This is a genomic window from Pedobacter antarcticus (assembly GCF_900103515.1).
GTDB classification, from domain to species: Bacteria; Bacteroidota; Bacteroidia; order Sphingobacteriales; family Sphingobacteriaceae; genus Pedobacter; species Pedobacter antarcticus.
The window spans coordinates 216,777-237,067 of sequence record NZ_FNGZ01000003.1; the positions used below are offsets into that span (position 1 = coordinate 216,777).

The 20,291-nt window shown below is 41.0% G+C and carries 20 protein-coding genes; 9 read left to right on the forward strand and 11 right to left on the reverse strand.

The genetic code is table 11. The annotated features are described in order from the left end of the window. Positions 1-14 precede the first annotated feature (14 nt). The 5 genes from BLR53_RS08145 to BLR53_RS08165 all read left to right on the forward strand — a co-directional run bounded on the left by BLR53_RS08145 (position 15) and on the right by BLR53_RS08165 (position 4,271). Positions 15-575, forward strand: a complete 561-nt coding sequence (locus tag BLR53_RS08145) for a Panacea domain-containing protein (protein WP_037438442.1) — start codon at positions 15-17, stop codon at positions 573-575. After that, the gene (locus tag BLR53_RS08150; protein ID WP_074588908.1) at positions 575-1,030 is read left to right on the forward strand and encodes a hypothetical protein; all 456 of its coding nucleotides are present in this window, start codon (positions 575-577) and stop codon (positions 1,028-1,030) included. Before BLR53_RS08145 ends, BLR53_RS08150 begins: the two co-directional genes overlap by 1 nt. 163 nt (positions 1,031-1,193) lie before the next feature. Beyond that, the gene (locus tag BLR53_RS08155) at positions 1,194-2,396 is read left to right on the forward strand and encodes a glycosyltransferase family 4 protein (protein ID WP_074589281.1); all 1,203 of its coding nucleotides are present in this window, start codon (positions 1,194-1,196) and stop codon (positions 2,394-2,396) included. Positions 2,397-2,438: 42 nt separating this feature from the next. Beyond that, complete coding sequence (gene gcvT, locus BLR53_RS08160; protein WP_074588910.1) at positions 2,439-3,518, forward strand: glycine cleavage system aminomethyltransferase GcvT; 1,080 nt, start codon at positions 2,439-2,441, stop codon at positions 3,516-3,518. A gap of 33 nt (positions 3,519-3,551) precedes the next feature. Beyond that, entirely contained in the window at positions 3,552-4,271 is a 720-nt protein-coding gene (locus BLR53_RS08165) for a 2-phosphosulfolactate phosphatase (RefSeq protein ID WP_074588912.1), read from the forward strand. Here the strand turns inward: BLR53_RS08165 and BLR53_RS08170 are convergent. Continuing rightward, entirely contained in the window at positions 4,268-5,071 is an 804-nt protein-coding gene (locus tag BLR53_RS08170; protein WP_074588914.1) for a patatin-like phospholipase family protein, read from the reverse strand. The genes BLR53_RS08165 and BLR53_RS08170 overlap by 4 nt on opposite strands. A 319-nt stretch (positions 5,072-5,390) precedes the next feature. Here BLR53_RS08170 and BLR53_RS08175 point away from each other — a divergent pair, with 319 nt between their 5' ends. Next, positions 5,391-6,053: an outer membrane beta-barrel protein gene (locus BLR53_RS08175; protein ID WP_234797575.1), complete on the forward strand. Its 663-nt coding sequence runs from the start codon at positions 5,391-5,393 to the stop codon at positions 6,051-6,053. A 10-nt stretch (positions 6,054-6,063) separates the two neighbouring features. After that, positions 6,064-7,704 carry an NAD+ synthase gene (locus tag BLR53_RS08180; RefSeq protein WP_074588916.1) on the forward strand — a complete coding sequence of 547 codons (1,641 nt, stop codon included), beginning with the start codon at positions 6,064-6,066 and terminating at the stop codon, positions 7,702-7,704. A 78-nt stretch (positions 7,705-7,782) separates the two neighbouring features. Here the strand turns inward: BLR53_RS08180 and lnt are convergent, their stop codons facing one another. From lnt to rsmI, 3 genes are all read right to left on the reverse strand, one after another. Continuing rightward, entirely contained in the window at positions 7,783-9,408 is a 1,626-nt protein-coding gene (gene lnt, locus BLR53_RS08185) for an apolipoprotein N-acyltransferase (protein ID WP_074588919.1), read from the reverse strand. Positions 9,409-9,414: 6 nt separating this feature from the next. After that, positions 9,415-10,071, reverse strand: coding sequence for a PH domain-containing protein (locus tag BLR53_RS08190; RefSeq protein ID WP_074588922.1), 657 nt, complete (start codon positions 10,069-10,071; stop codon positions 9,415-9,417). 105 nt (positions 10,072-10,176) lie between these two features. After that, positions 10,177-10,920, reverse strand: coding sequence for a 16S rRNA (cytidine(1402)-2'-O)-methyltransferase (gene rsmI / locus BLR53_RS08195; RefSeq protein WP_051759630.1), 744 nt, complete (start codon positions 10,918-10,920; stop codon positions 10,177-10,179). Positions 10,921-10,951: 31 nt separating this feature from the next. Here rsmI and serS point away from each other — a divergent pair, with 31 nt between their 5' ends. Beyond that, a complete protein-coding gene (gene serS / locus BLR53_RS08200) occupies positions 10,952-12,223 on the forward strand; it encodes a serine--tRNA ligase (protein WP_037438433.1) in 1,272 nt (423 codons plus the stop codon). Positions 12,224-12,272: 49 nt separating this feature from the next. On the opposite strand, the gene BLR53_RS08205 is transcribed toward serS, so the two are convergent. The 7 genes from BLR53_RS08205 to ileS form a co-directional block, all read right to left on the reverse strand. Next, the gene (locus tag BLR53_RS08205) at positions 12,273-13,445 is read right to left on the reverse strand and encodes a serine hydrolase domain-containing protein (RefSeq protein WP_074588924.1); all 1,173 of its coding nucleotides are present in this window, start codon (positions 13,443-13,445) and stop codon (positions 12,273-12,275) included. Then, positions 13,423-13,914 carry a nuclear transport factor 2 family protein gene (locus BLR53_RS08210; protein WP_051759627.1) on the reverse strand — a complete coding sequence of 164 codons (492 nt, stop codon included), beginning with the start codon at positions 13,912-13,914 and terminating at the stop codon, positions 13,423-13,425. The genes BLR53_RS08205 and BLR53_RS08210 overlap by 23 nt, the downstream gene beginning before the upstream one ends. Before the next feature lie 198 nt (positions 13,915-14,112). Continuing rightward, complete coding sequence (locus BLR53_RS08215) at positions 14,113-14,421, reverse strand: seryl-tRNA synthetase (protein ID WP_037438432.1); 309 nt, start codon at positions 14,419-14,421, stop codon at positions 14,113-14,115. 171 nt (positions 14,422-14,592) lie between these two features. Beyond that, positions 14,593-15,300, reverse strand: a complete 708-nt coding sequence (locus BLR53_RS08220) for an SIMPL domain-containing protein (protein ID WP_074589287.1) — start codon at positions 15,298-15,300, stop codon at positions 14,593-14,595. Between the two features lie 129 nt (positions 15,301-15,429). Next, a complete protein-coding gene (locus BLR53_RS08225) occupies positions 15,430-16,032 on the reverse strand; it encodes a lipoprotein signal peptidase (RefSeq protein ID WP_037438430.1) in 603 nt (200 codons plus the stop codon). After that, positions 16,032-16,415, reverse strand: coding sequence for a TraR/DksA family transcriptional regulator (locus BLR53_RS08230; protein ID WP_037438429.1), 384 nt, complete (start codon positions 16,413-16,415; stop codon positions 16,032-16,034). The genes BLR53_RS08225 and BLR53_RS08230 overlap by 1 nt, the downstream gene beginning before the upstream one ends. Before the next feature lie 5 nt (positions 16,416-16,420). Further along, complete coding sequence (gene ileS / locus BLR53_RS08235) at positions 16,421-19,816, reverse strand: isoleucine--tRNA ligase (protein ID WP_074588926.1); 3,396 nt, start codon at positions 19,814-19,816, stop codon at positions 16,421-16,423. 156 nt (positions 19,817-19,972) lie between these two features. On the opposite strand from ileS, the gene BLR53_RS08240 reads away from it, so the two are divergent. Next, positions 19,973-20,230, forward strand: coding sequence for an isoleucyl-tRNA synthetase (locus BLR53_RS08240; protein WP_074588928.1), 258 nt, complete (start codon positions 19,973-19,975; stop codon positions 20,228-20,230). Positions 20,231-20,291: the final 61 nt, after the last annotated feature.

Genomic DNA, 20,291 nt, shown 5'->3' on the forward strand with positions numbered 1-20,291 from the left:
ATTAACTTTGTATTATGCAGGCATTTAATGTAGATAAAGAGAAAACGCTTAACGCTGCGCTCCTTATTCTAAATAAACTTGGTAAGGCAGATTACCATAGGGTTTTTAAAATCTTGTATTTTGCTGAACAGCAACATCTAAAGAATTATGGTCAGCCGTTAACTGGTGACGTTTATCAGGCGATGCCTTACGGTCCCGTTCCGTCGTTTCTTTATGATATTTTTAAAGCTTCAGAAAATCAGAGTTCACCATTCCATGAGGCATTGGAGTTGTCAAAAGCTTTCACTGTAACCCGCAATGAAAAAATTCCTTACGTCACACCCAATCGCGAACCTGATATTGATGAATTATCAGAATCCAATATTGATGCGATTTTAACCTCAATTGATGAGAATCAGCAGTTGAGTTTTAGAGAGATTACCGATAAATCTCATGATTCGGCATGGGCTAAGGCGGAAAAATCCAGTGAAACAGAAATGTCTTATTTAGATATTGCAGAATCTGTTGAGACTGCGCCAGAAATGCTTCGTTATATTTTGCTCAATGCTGAGAATAATAATCTTAGAGTTTCTTAATGTCGCTTTCTGACTCTTTCCCAGAAAATTTTAGACAAGAATTTGTTCAGAGGAATCTTAAAATTGGTTCAGTTATCCGTTTATATGTCAGGGATACTAATCCTCCAAAACAGAAACGTTTTGTCTTAGTTGGACAGTCTTACGACAAATTAATTTTTGCAGCCATTTTTATAAATTCCGAAATAAATCCAAATGTATTTCCTACTCAGGAGCTTAGAGATTTAAACTTAGAATTAACTGCGAAGGACAGGCCTTATCTATCTCACGATTCTTATGCAGATTGCTCAAGTATATATAAACGAGATGCAGATTGGCTATTAACTATTATCGGTGAAGATCCAACAAAAATTATTGGAGAAGTCTCCGGGTTTGACCTAAAAGAGATAAGAGAAAAAATTAAGGCTGCTCGAACTATCACTCCGGCCATCAAGAAAACTTTTGGATTGTTTCTTTAAGTTCAGAGTTTATCGGAAGTTTTACGTGATGTCAACCTAAATTGGCATAAACAAGATGGTTATCGTTGTAAAATACACCACATCACCGTCAAACATTTACCATTTCTTCACCAGACTTCTTTAGCTTTTCCGAAAACGACAGATAATTTGTATTTTGATCGGATTGAAAGCACTAATTCTCAGTAACAGGGTTCCTTTTCCTCCAACCAGTGGTTATCCTATCGTTGTTTACAACACAATGAAAGGCTTATTAAATTTGGGGGCAGAGATTACTTTGTTCTGTATCAACCCAAATTCTCATCGTATAGATGTGGATGATATTTATGATCCGGTGTTTGAACAGATCAAATTTCATTCTTTTGAACTGGATACGGAGGTTAATCTCTGGGACGCGTTTTTCAATATTTTCAGTAACGATTCTTATAATGTTTCCCGGTTTTATGATGACGATGCAGCTAAGATGTTAGAGAATCTGCTCCGGGAAACTGAGTTTGATGTAATACAGTTTGAGGGGCTCTTTGTTGTACCTTACCTCGATACTGTTAAGCAATATAGCAACGCCAAACTGATTTACCGGGCACATAATATAGTTTTTGATGTCTGGGAAAGACTGGCAAACAGCGAGCGGTTTACACCCCGGCGCCGATACCTGCAATTTCTTGCCCGCCGTCTCAAAACTTACGAAACTGAACAGTTTAACCGCTTCCACCGTATTTTTGCAATCAGTGAACCCGACCGGCATAATATTCTGCAGTTTGGTTGTGAAATACCCATAGATGTTTTCCCGGTTGCACTTGACTTTGAAAAATACCTTATTGATATATCCAAAACGAGCTTTCCAACCTTATTCCATATTGGTGCGATGGACTGGCGGCCAAACAAAGAAGGATTGGAGTGGTTCATCGAAGAGATCTGGCCCGATATAGAAAAACTGAATTCTGAGCTCCGGTTTTATATTGCCGGAAAGCGGATACAGCGGCATTTCTATGAATATGATTCCGAAAATCTGGTGATAGAGGGTGAGGTCTTCGATGCCGTTGAATTCATGAATTCCAAAGCAATTATGATTGTGCCTTTGCTATCGGGGAGTGGGATGCGGGTAAAGATCATTGAGGGAATGGCCATGAAGAAATGTATTATCGCAACCAGTTTCGCCGCAGAGGGGCTCAATTGTAAAAATGGTTATGACATCCTGATTGCCGATACGCCCGATGAATTCTACCGTTGTATTCTGCAATGTCTGACCCGGCCAAACCGCTGGCGGGAGCTGGGTGAAAATGCACGAAAAACTGTAGAGCGTGATCATGATCTGCGGGGTATTTCCAAAAGGATGCTGAATGTCTACACTCAATTAGTAAATGGATAAAAATTATGTACTTTTGCCCTCAATTTTTAAGAGTAAAAGCGCATGAAAAACACCGCATTAACAGATAGACACATTTCATTAGGAGCCAAAATGGTTCCATTTGCAGGATACAATATGCCCGTTCAATACGAGGGCATCAATGCAGAACATGCTACAGTCAGAAAAAGCGTAGGCGTATTTGACGTAAGTCATATGGGTGAATTCATTATTAAAGGTGACAATGCGCTGGATCTGATCCAAAGAGTTGTCAGCAATGATGCTTCTAAATTATATGATGGTAAAGTGCAATATGCTTACCTTCCGAATGAAAATGGCGGTATCGTAGATGATTTACTGGTTTACAGAATCGACGAGAAGACTTATATGCTGGTTGTGAATGCTTCGAATATTGAAAAAGACTGGAACTGGATCCAGAAGTTCAATACTGACGGGGTGGAAATGCACAATATCTCTGAAAAAACATCTTTATTGGCGGTACAAGGTCCGAAAGCTGCTGAGGCTTTACAGTCACTGACTGAAATTGACCTGGCCTCTATGGAGTATTATACTTTTACCAAAGGAAAGTTTGCAGGTGTTGATAATGTGGTCGTTTCTGCTACAGGTTATACTGGTGCAGGTGGTTTTGAAATTTACTGCGATAACGAGCATGCGGAAGCAGTTTGGGATGCTGTATTCCAAGCTGGTGCCGATTACCAGATTAAACCTATTGGTTTAGGTGCGAGGGATACATTGCGTCTGGAAATGGGTTTCTGTTTATATGGTAATGATATTGATGACACAACTTCGCCAATTGAAGCTGGTTTAGGCTGGGTAACTAAATTCACGAAAGAATTTACAAATTCTGCTGCGCTGAAAGCTGAAAAAGAAGCTGGTGTTAAACGCAAGCTAATTGGTTTTGAAATGATTGACCGTGGTATTCCGCGTCATGACTATGAGATTGTTGATGCACAGGGAAATGTAATCGGTAAGGTAACTTCCGGTACGCAATCTCCATCCCTGCAAAAAGCAATCGGTATTGGTTACGTAAATAAAGATCAGGCGAAAGAAGGCAATGAGATTTTTATCAGCATCAGAAATAATGCGATTAAAGCCAAAGTTGTAAAATTCCCTTTTTATAAATAATTAATTATTGCAAATAGCTGCCTCCCTCTTTTTATGCAAAGAAATATTGAAGTCTGCCTGACACCTGCCCTGATCGGTCTATATGATATCACAGAAAGTATAGTTGTGGTGATTGACATTTTAAGAGCTACCTCTTCGATTGTCTATGGGATCGAAAATGGTGCCACCTCCATTATTCCGGTGGCCCAGGTGGAGGAATGTCTGAGTTATGCAGATCAAGGCTATTTACTGGCAGCGGAGCGAAACGGAGAAGTTGTCCCGGGTTACGACTTTGGCAATTCTCCGTTTTCCTATACTGCAGAAAAAGTATCCGGTAAAACAGTTGTCTTAACCACAACCAATGGTACCAAAGCTCTGCAACTTGCCCGGCCGAATGCGAGTCAGGTGGTTATCGGAGCCTTCCTGAACCTGGATGCGCTGTGCGAATGGCTAAAAACACAGGATAAAAACGTGCTGTTGCTATGCGCGGGATGGAAAGATCAGTTTAACTTAGAGGATACTGTTTTTGCTGGTGCAGTGGTTAGTGCATTAAGGGACACTTTCAGCATGGCAGATGATGCAAGTGTTGCAGCAGCAGATCTTTATCAGTTAGCTAAGGACGATTTGAGAGCCTATATTGGGAAATCGTCCCATTCTCACAGAATGGCAGCCTTAAATATCGAAAAGGATGTAGCGTTCTGTCTTCAGCTGAATACCTGCCAGGCAATACCTGTACTGGAAGGTGAACGTCTGGTGCGGTTGAAAACGGTCTAATTCTTTGTTTTATTTCTATCCATATTATTAAGCAGTTGCTTGAAACCCAGATCCTGCTGAATGGTCTTTAGTGTTTCTTCGTAGGCGAGCCAGTAAATAGTTTCTGCTTTTTTCATATCGAAAGTGCTGATTTCGCCCATTCCTTTGGGCTCAATCATGAGGTCACAATATCCTGCTTTGCGCTCCATATCTTTATTGACAGACATCATACCGGTTCTGGTCATGAGTTTACGCAGATTGGTAATCTCACCGACTGGTTTAAGGTGGTTGCAGGAAGAGCCAATAATAAAGTCACAATCTTCGAGCAGGGGTTCCACAGGAAAGTTATTTAATATCGCACCGTCGACATACATCTGTCCATCAATCATAATTGGTTTAAAAATCCCCGGAATACAGCTGGAAGCTTGAATTGCACGAATTAAAGGGCCTTCACTAAAGTATACGAGTTTACCTTCGCTGAAATTGGTTGTGGCAATAGTCAGCGGAATCTTTAATTTCTCTATCCGGTCTTCGGGAAAAAATGTTTTGAGCAGCTCAGAGGTATGTTCAATATTAATCAGTCCGAGTGTCCCTAATGTTAAAGCGGGGCGAATAAAGCGCAGTAATTTGGTTTCCATAAAGATATAAAGTGCTTCTTCGGGGTCTATGCCTGCCGCATAAAATGCACCTACTATAGAACCTGCACTCGTGCCGCTGATATGGCTGAAGGTAATGCCCGAATTAATTAATGCTTTTAATACACCGAGATGGGCAATTCCCCTGATACCTCCTCCGGATAATACAATTCCTACTTTAGTCATATCTGCTCTTTTTTCTTGCTGCTTTTATTCTTGTTAATTCTTCATTACTATCAGGATACTGCTATTGTCAATGGTGTATCCTGATTTTCATTAGTAAGCTATTTATGACACGGAATAATGTTTGTATCTGGTTTATTCCCCTGTCTGCCCGAAATAAATGACAGGACAAATAGAAAAAATAGATAGATTTGAACTCTATTAACGTTATTCATGACTAACAAATATAATCAGAACGTTGCGGAAACCTCAATAGCATCCGGCTAAAATGTAAGCATCCGCATCCTGATTATTACAAAATCTTAAATATTGTAAATTACACATGATGAAAAAATTACTGACTATCCTTTTATTTTCCCTTCTTGGTAGCGGCGTATTTGCACAAAATTTTACGGGTCCGGATTATGGTTTCCGTTTAGGTCTTACTGCCCACCCGAATTTCGGCTGGTATAAGCCGGAAACTGGTAAAAGTAACGGGGTTAATGTAGGGTTTGCCTACGGTATGATGGCCGACTTCAATTTTGCAGAGAATTATAGTATCGCTACCGGTATTACAATAACCACAATCAACGGCAGGACAACGGAAGTTGGGAGAAACACCGCTTTTGCCGACGGTTCTCAAAACAGGTTATTCGACCTGAAATATATGATGCAGTATGTGGAGGTTCCGTTGACAGTTAAATTAAAAACTGATAAAATGGGAGAGTCACGCTGGTATGGACAGTTTGGTTTGTCGAACGATTTTAAAACTAAATCCCGCATGGATACCAGACCGGATCCTGTCGATAAAAGAGAAATAAATCAGGGAACAAAATTCTACCGTGCTGGTTTAATCATTGGTGGTGGTTTGGAATATGATATCGCAAACCATACGAGCGTCGTGATCGGATTAACTTTTAATAACGGATTTACGAATATAACTTCTGACAGTAACCGTTCTGTAAAGAACCATTATTTCGGACTTAATTTAGGGATGTTTTTCTAAGTAGCAAATCATGAATATTACCCTTGCACAGCTCAACTACCACATTGGTAATTTTGAGCAGAATACAAAATCAATTATAGAGCAGATCAGCGCTGCTAAAGCAGAGGGTTCAGACCTGGTTGTTTTTGCGGAACTTGCTGTTTGCGGTTACCCGCCCCGGGATTTCCTTGAATTCGAGGAATTTATTAGTCTTTGTGAAGCTGCAGCTACGCAAATAGCCGCTGAGTGTATGGGGATTGCCTGCATTATTGGATTGCCGGTTAAGAATGTGCAGCCTGCTGGTAAGGATCTTTATAATGCAGCTTATTTTATTGAAGATGGCAAGGTTAAAGCTATTGTTAAAAAGGCTTTGCTGCCTAATTACGATGTTTTTGATGAATACCGGTATTTTGAGCCGGCTACTGAATTTGACTGTATCGAATACAAAGGTTACAGAATAGCGCTTACGATTTGTGAAGATCTCTGGAATATTAATAATAATCCTTTATATATCTCTAATCCGATGGATGAGCTGATTCTACAACAGCCAGACCTAATGATTAATATTGCAGCTTCTCCGTTCTCTTATCTTCACGATGAGGAAAGAAGGCAGGTACTGTCAGATAATGCAGCAAGGTATAAATTGCCGCTGTTATACGTCAACCAGGTGGGTGCACAGACAGAGCTGATTTTTGACGGCGGTTCTATGGCCTATGACAGTCAGGGGCAATTGCTGGATGAAATGCCTTATTTTGAAACTGCTTCCCGAACTTACCGTTTTGACGGAAAAGGTTTTCCTGATTTAAAACCGGTAGCACACCAGCCTGTAAGTGATATTGCACAAATCCATGATGCGCTGGTAATTGGTATTCAGGATTATTTCCGCAAATCTGGTTTCAGTAAAGCAGTACTGGGTCTTTCTGGTGGAATTGATTCTGCGATCGTATGTGCGCTAGCCTGCAGGGCACTGGGACCCGAAAATGTAATGGCTGTTTTAATGCCTTCTAAATATTCTACGGATCATTCGATTAAAGATGCGCTGGATCTGGTAGAAAACTTTGGGTGTATGCACCAGATCATTCCGATTAAGGAGGCTGCCGACGCATTCGACTTAATGCTGGCACCTGCTTTTCAGGGTTTACCTTTTAACCTGACGGAAGAAAATATCCAGGCCAGAACCAGAGGTGTAGTCGTAATGGCTATGTCTAACAAGTTTGGTTATATCCTGCTGAATACATCTAATAAAAGTGAATGTGCAGTTGGCTATGGTACTTTATATGGTGACATGTGCGGCGCAATTGGTGTTATCGGTGATGTTTATAAAACGCAAATCTTTGAGCTGGCCCGTTATATTAATAAGGAAAGGGAGTTTATTCCTGAAAATACGATAGTTAAGCCGCCTTCTGCTGAGCTTAGACCTGATCAGAAGGATTCAGATAGTCTCCCTGATTATGATACGCTGGATGCGATCCTTTATCAGTTTATTGAACTGCGTAAGACGTCTGCCGCAATTATTGAACAGGGGTATGACGCAGAATTGGTCAGAAAGGTTATAAAAATGGTAAATGGTGCAGAGTTTAAACGCTACCAGACCCCACCCATCTTAAGGGTGTCTCCAAAGGCTTTCGGACAAGGCAGAAGAATGCCTCTTGTCGGGAAATATCTTCCTTAAACCGGAATTAAATTTACAGAAAAAGCTCATCAGCAAACCATTATGGAATGTCGATGAGCTTTTCTTATTAAGGGTGTTTTATGCTTTTTTTCTACTGAATGCTTTCAAGGGAATCAATAGTGCCAGCCCGATGCCGCAAAGGCTGAGCAGCTGAGCGATGATATCTCCGCTTTTGGTATAAAAGGTGAGCTGGTCGTTCAGATTCACATCCATCTTCAGCGCATCTCTTTTCCACCATCCTGATTGTTTAACAACGTCCCCGCGCTGATCAATAAAACCTGAAATACCAGTGTTAGCAGAGCGGACTACCCAGCGGCGGGTTTCTATCGCTCTAAGTTTGGCATACAGGAAATGCTGATCTTTTCCGGAAGTATTTCCCCACCAGCCATCATTAGTGATAATCGCAATAAGCTGCGCACCGTCTTTAACGGATTGACCGATCCAGCTACCCCAAAGTGATTCATAACAGATAACAGGGCTTACGCCTACGCCACTCTGTGAATAAAAAACGCCGGGATCGTCCTGCCACCCCCAGCCGGATACTGTGCCGCCCAGGCCTGCGAATACAGGGGAAAGGAACGATAATAATTTAGGGAAAGGCATTTTCTCAACACCAGGAACCAATTTGGATTTATGATAAAACTGCACATTCGGCGAATTCTCTAACTGTACAGCAGTATTAAAATGATCGTAATAACGTCCGCTGTTTGGATCCAGGGATGATGAAATAGTTTTTTGCTCGTTATAAAAACGCATGGTTTCCATCCCGGTTATCAGGGTGCCGTTTTTGTACCGGTTTAGAAACTGCTGTAAGCTGTGGAACTCACGGCTGTCTCTGATCTTCTCTTCGTCAACATAGCTAGGGAGTGCCGTCTCTGGCCAGATGAAATATTCTGTATTGACCTGCGCAACTGAATCGGATAATTTAGTTAAGATATCTAGCTGGTTGGCCGTGGACATACCACCCATTTTCTCATAGGGGTCTATATTGGGTTGTACCACAACAACATTGACCGGCATCGGTTTTTCCTGGTAATTGTAATATTTGGCAAGTGAAATCCCTACTGGGATTAATACGAGCAGCAACCAGCCAAGTCCAGTCCTGATTTTCAGGTAACCGGTATTTTGCTGATAACTTTTCCAGGCTTCAAAAGCGAGAATATTACTCAGAATGATCCATACGGAACCGCCATACACGCCGGTAGTTTCATACCATTGTGCAAGCTGATGCATTCCCGCGAGTCCATTGCCCAGAGTCATCCAGGGGAAGGCAAGGTCCCAGGATGCATGGAGATATTCCATACTTACCCAAAAGCTGACCAACCCGAAATATGCTAGTTTTGGGCTGGCTGTAACTAATTTAAGGCGGTAGAACAACCAAAAGGCAAAGGTCATTAATAGTGCACCCAAACCATAGGGAATGAGTGACACCAGAAGGGCTACCACAGGATTGTTATAAGCACTTATGGCGTTATATACCCAGTAAATGCAGGCTGTATTCCAAACCAGAAAAGTTAATCCTGCTGTCAGGAAAACCTGCTTTCCTTTTTTCGGGTCTGGTTCTGACATAATCCTGCTGATTGCTATAAACAGGGGAACCAGGGCAACTAATAATAAAGGGGTCGTGTAGGGAATTGGTGGCCAGGCCAGCCAAAGTAGAAAAGCACTGGATAGTGCCAGTGCATAATTTGATTTTATCTTCATCAGAGACTATAGATCAGCTAAAATACTTGCTTTCTTGGCTTCGTATTCTTCCTGGGTGATCAGTTGTTTATCGTAAAGTGTTTTGAGTTTTCGGAGTTTCAGCGTGGTTTCATCTTCTGGTTCCGGGGCAGGTTCAGGAGCTGGGAGGTAAACTACGGGTTCTGGTTCCGGAATACTTTCCTGTACCGGAATTTCTGTGATAACCAGCGGTTGCTGTGATTGCTGCTGCTGTGCGGCACGTCTTTCTTCCAGTTCTGTATTTCGCTGCTGTTCTTTAAAAGCCTCAAGCTGCTCGTAGGCGGCCTGGTAAAGTTTACGTGCCTGTACTTTTGGGATATATTCTGTAATGATATTCTCTCCGTGCTGCGGTACACAAATGAACTTAGAACCGAAGAGTTCTTCTTTAAAGGACACTTCTTTAATGCTTTTCCAGGAAATATCCTTGAAGTTCATAGTGATACCGAAATTAGCTGGTTCACAATAAAAGATCCTTTTATTACTTACTACGATGCAGTCGGGAAGCAAGTTTACTGCTGGTTTTTTCTGTACAGCCAGATAAAGAAGTTCTTCGCCGGTAACCAGCATATCACTCAGTTTGCCTAATACTTTTTCAACAGCTTTAGGATCTTGCTCATCATTTAAAAATCTTTCGGTTATATTCATTTTATACCTTTTTATCTGTTTACCCTGTTTTTAATTTGTTTACCCTAATATCCCATTCGGAAATTTGATTCTTCAGGGAATTCTCTGCAAAGGCTTTTCTGGATCTTAATCTTCGTCTTCTTCGGGCTGATCTTTACGGTAACTTCTTTTTTCCTTTTTCTGAGGCTCCCTGCCAGCGACACAAATTACGAATTCACCCTTTAAGATATTGTTTTCGAAATGTGATTTTATTTCAAGAATCGTACCTCTTACTGTTTCTTCATACATTTTTGTCAGTTCCCGGCTCACGGATGCCTGGCGGTCTTCACCAAAATAAGTACAGAATTCTTCCAGAGTCTTTAGCAGGCGGTGCGGGCTTTCGTATAAGATGATAGTCCTTTCTTCTGCAGCGAGTTTAGTCAGTTTGGTTTGTCTTCCTTTTTTAACTGGCAGGAACCCTTCAAAAACAAAGGAATCAGTCGGCAGGCCTGAATTAACCAGTGCAGGGACGAATGCTGTTGCGCCAGGCAGGCATTCTATTGGTAAATCGTGCTTGAGAACTTCCCGTACGAGGAAAAAACCGGGATCAGAGATTGCCGGTGTCCCCGCATCTGAGATCAGGGCTACTTGTTTACCTTCCTTCAGAAAACGTATAATTTCAGCAGTAGCCTGGTGTTCATTGTGCTGATGATGGGAGTAGGCTTTCTTGTCTATTCCGAAATGTTTTAGCAGTGGTGCGCTTGTCCTGGTGTCTTCTGCCAGGATCACATCAGCTTCTTTCAGGATACGTATTGCTCTGAATGTCATGTCTTCCAGGTTCCCGATCGGTGTCGGTACCAGAAATAGTTTGCCGCCTGTGGTATTCTCCAAAACTTGTTATATTTGCTGAAAAAAATAAATAATGCTGCAAGTTAACTATATCCGCGAAAATAGAGAGAAAGTTTTAGAACGCTTAAGCGTGCGTAATTTCAAACAGCCAGAGCTGGTTGATGAAATTATCAGAATTGATGAAGAACGCAGACAAACTCAAACTTCACTGGATAACCTATCTGCTATTGCAAATTCAAGCGCCAAACAAATTGGTGAACTGATGCGTAATGGTAAGAAAGAGGAGGCAGAAGCGATTAAACAAACTACATCAGCTAACAAGGAACAGATTAAACAGCTGTCAGAGCAATTGTTAGCGGCCGAACAGCAGTTGCATCAGGCTCTGGTTCAGTTACCTAACCTTCCAGCTGAAGCTGTGCCTGCAGGCACTACGCCGGAAGAAAATGAAGTTGTTTATACACACGGAAGCCCTGCTGTATTACACGAAGGTGCTGTTCCGCACTGGGAACTGACGGCTAAATATGATATTATAGATTTCGAACTTGGTACTAAAATAGCCGGCGCAGGATTCCCGGTTTATAAAGGAAAGGGAGCACGTCTGCAAAGAGCGCTGATTAACTTCTTCCTGGACCGCGCGACGGAAAGTGGATACCGCGAAATGCAGGTACCTTTAATGGTAAACGAAGCTTCTGGTTTCGGCACCGGACAATTACCGGACAAAGAGGGGCAGATGTATCACGTAACTGAAGATAATCTGTACCTGATCCCTACTGCGGAGGTTCCTGTCACTAATTTGTACAGGGACGTTATTCTAAAAGAGGAAGATCTGCCAGTCAAGAACACGGCTTATACACCATGTTTCCGCAGAGAGGCTGGTTCTTATGGTGCACATGTGCGCGGATTAAACAGGCTGCACCAGTTTGATAAGGTGGAGCTGGTACAAATCGTTCATCCTGAGCAATCTTACGCAGTATTGGAAGAGATGAGCCTGTATGTGCAATCCTTATTAAAGGAGCTTGGACTGCATTATCGTGTATTACGTCTTTGTGGTGGTGATATGGGCTTTACTTCTGCTATGACTTATGATATGGAAGTGTGGAGCGCTGCACAGCAACGCTGGCTTGAGGTTTCTTCTGTATCTAATTTTGAGACTTATCAGACGAACAGACTTAAGTTGAGATATAAAGGTCATACGGGTAAAACTCAATTGGCACACACGCTCAATGGAAGTGCATTGGCTTTACCACGTATTGTCGCTGCTATTCTGGAAAACTGTCAGACACCGGAAGGTATCATACTGCCGGAAGTATTGGCTGCATATACAGGATTCGACAGAATTGATTAATAATCACTCCTAGTTTAAAGGGCATTCATTTTTGATGAATGCCCTTTTTTTATTTAGAGACCGCCAGCTTTCCGGTATTACCGAAGCGTTCTGCGGATTCTGCATAAACACCTTTTTTGAAAAAAGCTTCAAGTTTTTCGTTGAATTCCCCACCATGGTTTGAATTAGCAAAAAATACATAACCGTCTTTACGCTCCATATTTATCCGGTAATAGGATTGGAAATTTCCATTATCTCCGCGATGGTTATTATCTGGTGTAGTTAAACCTGGTCTGACGGATAGACCAAGACACCAGGCTGTATCGCCGTCATGATCTGCAGGATCAGAGAGTACGACCTGAGCTTTAAAGAATTCTTCTATGCTTTGACGGGAAAGGCCCGAGTCATTCATGAGTGCTGTCAGAAATTTAGCATACGTAAGGGCCTCTGTATGTAAACCTCCGGCCGCACCAAACCATGTTGAGTCCTGGCCGACTATCGAAGCTGGCCAGTTGTCGCGTGCCTTCTTATCGACATAACCTGTAACTTTGTGTTTGGTAATGAAAGGGTTGGTGCTAAACCAGGCATATGGTAAACCCATAGGTGCCGAGACTTCCCGCTGGAATAATTTATCGAGTGTCTGCAGACTATTTTTAGTTAATTGTGCAATAACCTTAGCCAGATAATAATAGCCTTCTCCGGAATAAGAAAACTCTGTTCCCGGTTTAAATTTTAAATACAAGTCCCCTTTTGGGATATTTCTGCTACTATCGGCGAAATTGCGCGTTCGCCAATTTGGAAACCCTGCAGTATGGCTCAATACCATACGTGCCGTGATTAATTTATAACGTTCGTCGTATGCAATATCAGGATAGGGCAGATAGGTGTGTAAAGGTGTATCCAGACTCAGAATGCCCTTATCTACGAGTCTGAGTACAAAATATGTGAACATAGTTTTAGATAAGGACGCGGCCTCAAAAATGGATGATTTGTTTATCCGTGTATGATTAGCCAAATTGGCGCTGCCAATTGCACGGTGAAATACAATTTTCCCATCATTGATTACTGCTATGGATAAGCCAGGAACTGCGCCTGAATCTATTTGTTGTTTTAGAAACTCATCCATTGCCTTATCTGAAACATAAGTTCCATTCAATGTTCTGATTTGCGTGTAAGCATTTGTCCATAATAGGAGCAAAAGGATCAATGTGAAACCTGTTCTAATCATTGCTGACGTTCTCATGGCCATAACTGATTACCCGGGCAAGTTTCCACAAACCGTCTTTAAATTCCCAAACCTGTACAAATTTGTATGTTCCGCTGATCTTTTCCTCCTGGCCTTTATTGGTATGGTAAAAACGATGGGTGCCGATTTCAACTGCTCCATATCCTTTTAGCGGGTGTACTTCAAGACTGCTTTTTATAAGCTCACGGCGAATGTGGTTACCTCTTTCACACATTTCTTTAATAGATAACATTTCATTGGCAGCTCCTTTTGTGAAGCCCCCCAGATCATGGTAAAATTCCAGGTCGTCTTTTATAAACTTCCGGTATGTAATGCTGTCACAGTTATTGAAGGCCTGAAACATCAGGCTGTCTGCTTTAAAAATTTCCTGATATAATGGGGTCTCTGCAGTTTTATTCTGTTGAGAAAAGCCTGCATGTGCGCAAAGCGTCAATAGGCCAAGCATAATGGTTTTACGGATCATCATCGATAAGTTTTTGTAATGTTTGATGAGCCTATGCCAATCCAAATGCCATGATAGAATACCCTTATCAGGGGTTCTTAAATGCGGATTTTGCGCTTGAAGTGTTCATTAATGAACATGTAGATGTCCGTTAATATTCGATGTAAAATAGAAAAGGCGTTCAATAACTGAACGCCTTTTATTATAAGTTTTTGGTGATTCTTACAGAACCAGGATCAGTACCAGGATGATAATGATAATAGCACCCACAGAAAGATAAACACCTCCGCCTAAAGCACGGGCCTGATGTTTCATTTCCTTAAGTTCTTTACGCAGTTCTTTTTTCTCTGCTTTGGAAAGATTAGACTTATCCATGGATTTAATTTCTTCCACACGATTTGTAATTCTTTCTAATTTTGCCTTCTGCTCGACGGTCATTTCTACCTTATCTTTAGTAGTCGCAGCAGAAACTGTGTTGACACTGATACCTAACATGAAAATCAGCGTAAGGGAGTAAATTAATTTTTTCATAGTTCTAAATTTTTGATTGGAGATGATTGTTATTTCTGGATAACAAAAAACCTACCAATTTCCTGGTAGGTTCTTTTTAAGGGTGATAAACATCCTTTTTCAATCATTATACTGATTCTATTGCTCCTATAACCCCGATTTATCTGAAGGGAGTGTAGTTTACAATAGGCATTATTTAATTTCGAATACAGTATTCATCTGGTAGTTTAATTTGATTTTTTTGAAGTCAATATCCGGGGATACCATTCCACCAGAAGAATCTTCAGCCATTGATTTCATCATCATTGGGCTTGAACGGTAGTTCATCTGTGGAAATGACTCATTATTGATCTCCTGGATGTCTAGTGGCGCACCAAGCTGAGAACCTATTGCTTCAACCAGATATTGAGCTTTCTCCTTAGCGTTCTGTAATGCTTTAATTTTTAATTCCTTTTTTAGTGCTTCTATTTTGGAGTAATCAAAGCTTTCAATGTTAGTATAAGCAATGCCTTTTGGGTCAATCGCTGCCATTAGCTGGTTCCATTTGTTCAGGTCAGTTACTTTTAGTCGGTATTGTTTACTTACTAAAAAGTCAGGGTTTTTCTTTTTCTCAGCAATTGTGTTATAGCTGGATAAATTATTGATCATCAGGTTTTCCGATGGAATCCCCGCTTTTTGTACGGCATTAAAAAGCTGTGTTTCTAATTCGTTAATTTCAACTTTTTTCTTGCTGTTTCCATCTTTAAGATACTCCTTAAGTGAGATGCTCAGGTAGATGATATCCGGGGTAACTTCGGTCTCAGCAGTACCGTTGACAGATATTTTCTTACGTAAATCGGCTTGCGCCATAGCATTGAAACTGAAAAGGGCAACGATAGCCAGGGTTAATAATTTTTTCATGATAATAATTTTTGTGTGTTTAATGAATAGATGTAAAAATCGTGCCGTTTCCATAACACTAGATTTAAATTCACAAAAAAAGCTATCCTACAGGAGGATAGCTTTAGTCTATAAGTGTTTTTAGTGTGTTTAGTCTTCCAGTAATTCGTTGTTAGGACCAATTTCTTCTGTGACTTCTTCCTTGAAGTAAGTTTTTTGAAAAATCAGGATTGTAACTACACCAATAAATATGGCGGAATCAGCAATATTGAATACCGGACGGAAAAAGATGTATTCTTCGCCTCCCCAGATTGGAACCCATTTGGGAAATACACCCTCCATTAAGGGGAAGTAGAGCATATCTACTACCCGTCCGTGGAATAGTGTAGCATAATCATAGATCCTTCCGTAAAACACAGAATCTATAATGTTGCCTAATGCACCTGAAAAGATCAGTGCCACATTCAGGATGAGCCCTCTGTGGTACTTATGTTTAATCATATAATGAAGCCCGTAACCAATACCTGCAACAGCTAAAATACGGAAGAGTGACAAGGCAAGTTTTCCGAACTCCCCGCCAAACTCCATACCGAATGCCATACCGTTATTCTCTGTGAAATGGATAATAAACCAGTTGCCGAGAATTTTATATTCCTGCCCGATAAACATATTGGTTTTAATCCACGTCTTTGAAAGCTGATCAATCAAAACCACAAGTAATATCAGAAGTATCGGTTTAGTATAGCCTTTCATTATGCTTGTTTCAATTTAGCTTCCATACTTAAAGTTGCATGTGGAACTGCACGTAATCTTTCTTTCTGAATCAGTTTGCCGGTTTCACGGCAAATACCATAAGTTTTATTCTCGATGCGTACCAATGCAGCTTCCAAATTCTCGATGAATTTTTTCTGACGGGCAGCAAGCTGGTTCAATTGTTCTTTCTCTAAAGTAGCAGATCCATCTTCAAGCGTTTTGTAAGTTCCAGAGGTATCTTCAGTTCCATTGGAATTAGGGCTGCTTAAGGAATTGGTCAAAGACAAGAATTCTTCCCTCGCCATGCGTAATTTTTCCTGGATCAATTCTTTGAACTCCTGAAGCTCCTGGTCTGAGTAGCGTGTTTTCGTTGGTTTTTCCATAGTAATTATTGTTTTGCAATCAAAATTTGTAGTTCAACATCATCGATCACTATTTTGTTTCCTCCATCCAGAGCAGTCTGTAGTGAAATGTTATCGGCAAGAATTTCCGCGCAAATGTAGTCTTTATTCTTTTCTACTGCAGTACTTATCAATGAATGCTGTTGTAAACTTACTGTAATGCGGTCTGTAACTTCAAAATTAAGCTCTTTTCTCAGGTTCTGAATTCTGTTAATCAGCTCCCTTGACAAGCCTTCTTCTTTAAGCTCTCCGGTAATGGTAACATCAAGTGCAACCGTCAGGCTGCCCAGGTTAGTTACCTGCCATCCGGGAATATCCTCCGCGATAATTTCTACGTCTTCCAGCAGGACTTCATAGCTGGTTCCAGGGACTTTAAATAAGCCATCCTTTTCAAAGACAGCCAGTTCTTCCGGGCTCAAAGCAGTTAGCAGAGCCGCTACAGTTTTCATATCCTTACCAACTTTCGGGCCTAAAGCCTTGAAATTTGGTTTTAACTTCTTTTTAATAAATCCGGCAGTGTCGGTAATGAATTCAATGTCTTTGATATTTGTCTCAGAGAGAATGATATCTTTCACCTTTTCAACTTTTTGCTCAAAACCTTTATCCAGTACAGGAATCAGGATCTTGGCTAATGGTTGCCGTACGTTAATACTCATCTTCTTTCTCAGTGAAAGTACCATTGAAGAGATCTGTTGTGCAAGTTCCATTCTTTCGTTCAGGTCCTGGTCGATCAGTGAGGTGTTGCCAGATTCCCATAGGCTCAAATGAACAGATTGTTCTGCAGTAACAGCCTTACCTACTGATAGGTTCTGGTATAACCAGTCTGCAAAGAATGGTGCTACGGGAGACATTAGCTGAGAAATGCGTACCAAACAAGTATACAGCGTTTCATAAGCTGCTTTCTTATCGTCTGTCATTTCACCTTTCCAGAAACGACGGCGTGATAAACGGATATACCAGTTACTCAAATGCTCATCTACAAAAGTCTGGATTGCTCTGGCTGCTCTTGTTGGTTCATATGTTGCATAGCTCTCGTCAACTTCATTGATCAGCTTTTGCAGTAGAGAAAGAATCCAGCGATCTAATTCACTACGGTCTTGAACAGGTGTCTCATTTTCCGGATCGATTTCGAATTTGTCGATATTTGCATACAGTGCAAAGAAGGCGTAGGTGTTATATAAAGTACCGAAGAATTTTCTTCTTACTTCGTCCAGGCCTTCTGTGTTAAACTTCAGGTTGTCCCAGGGAGAAGCATTACTGATCATATACCAGCGTGTGGCATCTGCACTGTAAGTGTCAATCGTATGGAATGGATCTACACCATTGCCGAGACGTTTAGACATTTTATTGCCGTTTTTATCCAGTACGAGACCGTTAGAAACAACATTTTTATACGCGATTCCACCGTTACCCACACGAGCATTCACGGCTTTAATTTCTTTACTGGTTTCGCTCAACATCACTGCTATAGCATGTAGGGTGAAGAACCAACCACGCGTTTGATCTACACCTTCTGCAATGAAATCTGCAGGATATGAATTTTCAAACTCTTCTGCATTTTCAAACGGATAATGCCACTGTGCATAAGGCATAGCTCCACTGTCAAACCAAACGTCAATCAGGTCTGCCTCACGGAACATACGTTCACCTTTTTCTGATTTCAGGATCACATCATCTACAAAAGGACGGTGCATATCTTTCAATTCAAAAGCGGCATCCATAAACCCAGCCTCAACAGCCATTTTAATTTCAGCATTCAGCTCTGCAATTGAACCGATACATTTCTCTTCCGTTCCATCCTGAGTTCTCCATATTGGAAGCGGTGTACCCCAGTAGCGTGAACGGGAAAGGTTCCAGTCTACCAAATTTTCCAGCCAGTTCCCAAAACGGCCTGTACCGGTAGCTTCAGGTTTCCAATTGATGGTTTTATTCAATGCCACCATTTTCTCCTTTACCGCAGTCGTTTTAATAAACCAGCTGTCCAGTGGATAATAGAGGATCGGTTTATCAGTTCTCCAGCAATGTGGATAACTGTGTTCGTATTTTTTAACGTCGAAGGCTTTATTATCTTCTTTCAGCTTAATCGCGATTAATACATCGGTCGGTTTGAAATCGGATGCCTGACGCTCTTCGTCTGTATAATATTCCTCCTTGACATATTTCCCAGCGAAATCTGTTACTTCGTCTACGAATTTACCTAGTTTATTCACTAACGGAAGTTCATTGCCTTGCTCGTCTTTCACCATAACTGCCGGTACGCCATTCTCTTTGGCAACCCGGAAATCGTCTGCTCCGAAAACAGAGGCAATGTGTACGATACCTGTACCGTCTTCTGTGGTTACATAATCTGCGGGAATTACACGGAATGCTTTTTCTTCCAGTTCCGGATTAGTTACATAATCCAGTAACTGATGATATTTCAGGCCACAAAGATCTTTACCCGTAAATTCAGCTGTAACTGTCCAGGGGATCAGTTTATCGCCTCCTTTATAGGCCGTAAAATCAAGGTCTTTCGCATCAGCTTTGAAATGTTTGGCAAGTAGATCTTTTGCGAGCACCAGGCTAACGGGTTTGAAGGTATAAGGGTTGAAAGTTGCCACTTTAATATAAGCAATTTTCTCACCTACTGCCAGTGCACCGTTGGATGGTAAAGTCCATGGTGTAGTTGTCCAGGCGATAATCGCTGTTTCTTCCTGCTCATTACTGAACAGAACTGACATCAGTGGATGTTCCTGATCTTTTTTAATAAAGAACTGTGCCGTGATCGAAGTGTCTTTCAGCATTTTGTAGGTTCCTGGCTGATTAAGCTCATGAGAGCTCAGGCCAGTACCTGCAGCCGGGGAATAAGGCTGTACGGTATATCCTTTATAAAGCAGTCCTTTATTGTAAAATGTCTTTAAGATCCACCACAGTGATTCGATATACTCATTTTCATAAGTGATATATGGTTTTTCCAGGTCTACCCAGTAACCCATCTTTTCAGTCAGGTCATTCCAGATATCTGTATAACGCATAACTTCTTCACGGCAGGCAGCGTTATAAGCTTCCACAGTGATTTTAGTACCGATGTCTACCTTTGTAATACCTAGTTTCTTTTCAACAGCAAGTTCGATTGGTAAACCATGCGTATCCCATCCGCCTTTACGTTTCACCTGGAAACCTTTCAGGGTCTTGTAACGGCAAAAGATATCTTTAATAGCACGGGCCATAACGTGGTGTATACCAGGCATGCCATTTGCGGAAGGCGGACCTTCATAAAAAGTAAATGGGTTAGCTTTAGAGCGGGTAGAAATACTCTTCTCAAAGATATTTTCCGCTTTCCAAAATTCCAGTATCTCTTTACCTATTTTAGGCAGTTCTAATTGTTTAAATTCCCTATACATCAATCCAGTATCTTAAAAAAATAAGGATGCAAAGTTACGTATTAAGAATGAAAAATAGTAGAAGTGTCAAGAATTACATTGGAACTCAGATTCTTCAGCTAGTTTGATTTTTGATATATATATTTACTGCCAGAAATTAACCTCAACACCTGCATCATGATCAAAACAATGAAACTTCAAAAAGCTTTAATTGCTATTTTATTGGCTGTTGTGGCTCTTGTGACATATTTAATGAGCGATGAGGATAGTAGCTGGAGTAAATACCTGCTTGAACTTTCAGGTTTTTTGTTCATGCTAGGAGGGTTCCTCTTTCTTTATCCAATCTTGTTTTCACGTAAGGATAAAGAAGGCTGTGTGGAACTTGACCCTGAAGCTCCGGTACAGGCTGAAGAAAAACAGAATTTACAAGAATAATGTAAACCTGTTCTAAAATATATAGAATTTCAATTAAAAATAGCTCTTTAGGCCATAGCAA

Coding starts and splice junctions, on each gene's coding strand:
- BLR53_RS08175 (WP_234797575.1), top strand. CDS start 5,391: ATGATGAAAAAATTACTGACTATCCTTTTATTTTCCCTTCTTGGTAGC.
- BLR53_RS08215 (WP_037438432.1), bottom strand. CDS start 14,421: ATGAAAAAATTAATTTACTCCCTTACGCTGATTTTCATGTTAGGTATC.
- BLR53_RS08240 (WP_074588928.1), top strand. CDS start 19,973: ATGATCAAAACAATGAAACTTCAAAAAGCTTTAATTGCTATTTTATTG.
- BLR53_RS08230 (WP_037438429.1), bottom strand. CDS start 16,415: ATGGAAAAACCAACGAAAACACGCTACTCAGACCAGGAGCTTCAGGAG.
- BLR53_RS08180 (WP_074588916.1), top strand. CDS start 6,064: ATGAATATTACCCTTGCACAGCTCAACTACCACATTGGTAATTTTGAG.
- BLR53_RS08210 (WP_051759627.1), bottom strand. CDS start 13,914: ATGATGATCCGTAAAACCATTATGCTTGGCCTATTGACGCTTTGCGCA.
- gcvT (WP_074588910.1), top strand. CDS start 2,439: ATGAAAAACACCGCATTAACAGATAGACACATTTCATTAGGAGCCAAA.
- BLR53_RS08150 (WP_074588908.1), top strand. CDS start 575: ATGTCGCTTTCTGACTCTTTCCCAGAAAATTTTAGACAAGAATTTGTT.
- BLR53_RS08205 (WP_074588924.1), bottom strand. CDS start 13,445: ATGAGAACGTCAGCAATGATTAGAACAGGTTTCACATTGATCCTTTTG.
- serS (WP_037438433.1), top strand. CDS start 10,952: ATGCTGCAAGTTAACTATATCCGCGAAAATAGAGAGAAAGTTTTAGAA.
- BLR53_RS08165 (WP_074588912.1), top strand. CDS start 3,552: ATGCAAAGAAATATTGAAGTCTGCCTGACACCTGCCCTGATCGGTCTA.
- BLR53_RS08190 (WP_074588922.1), bottom strand. CDS start 10,071: ATGAATATAACCGAAAGATTTTTAAATGATGAGCAAGATCCTAAAGCT.
- BLR53_RS08170 (WP_074588914.1), bottom strand. CDS start 5,071: ATGACTAAAGTAGGAATTGTATTATCCGGAGGAGGTATCAGGGGAATT.
- BLR53_RS08145 (WP_037438442.1), top strand. CDS start 15: ATGCAGGCATTTAATGTAGATAAAGAGAAAACGCTTAACGCTGCGCTC.
- BLR53_RS08220 (WP_074589287.1), bottom strand. CDS start 15,300: ATGAAAAAATTATTAACCCTGGCTATCGTTGCCCTTTTCAGTTTCAAT.
- ileS (WP_074588926.1), bottom strand. CDS start 19,816: ATGTATAGGGAATTTAAACAATTAGAACTGCCTAAAATAGGTAAAGAG.
- BLR53_RS08225 (WP_037438430.1), bottom strand. CDS start 16,032: ATGAAAGGCTATACTAAACCGATACTTCTGATATTACTTGTGGTTTTG.
- lnt (WP_074588919.1), bottom strand. CDS start 9,408: ATGAAGATAAAATCAAATTATGCACTGGCACTATCCAGTGCTTTTCTA.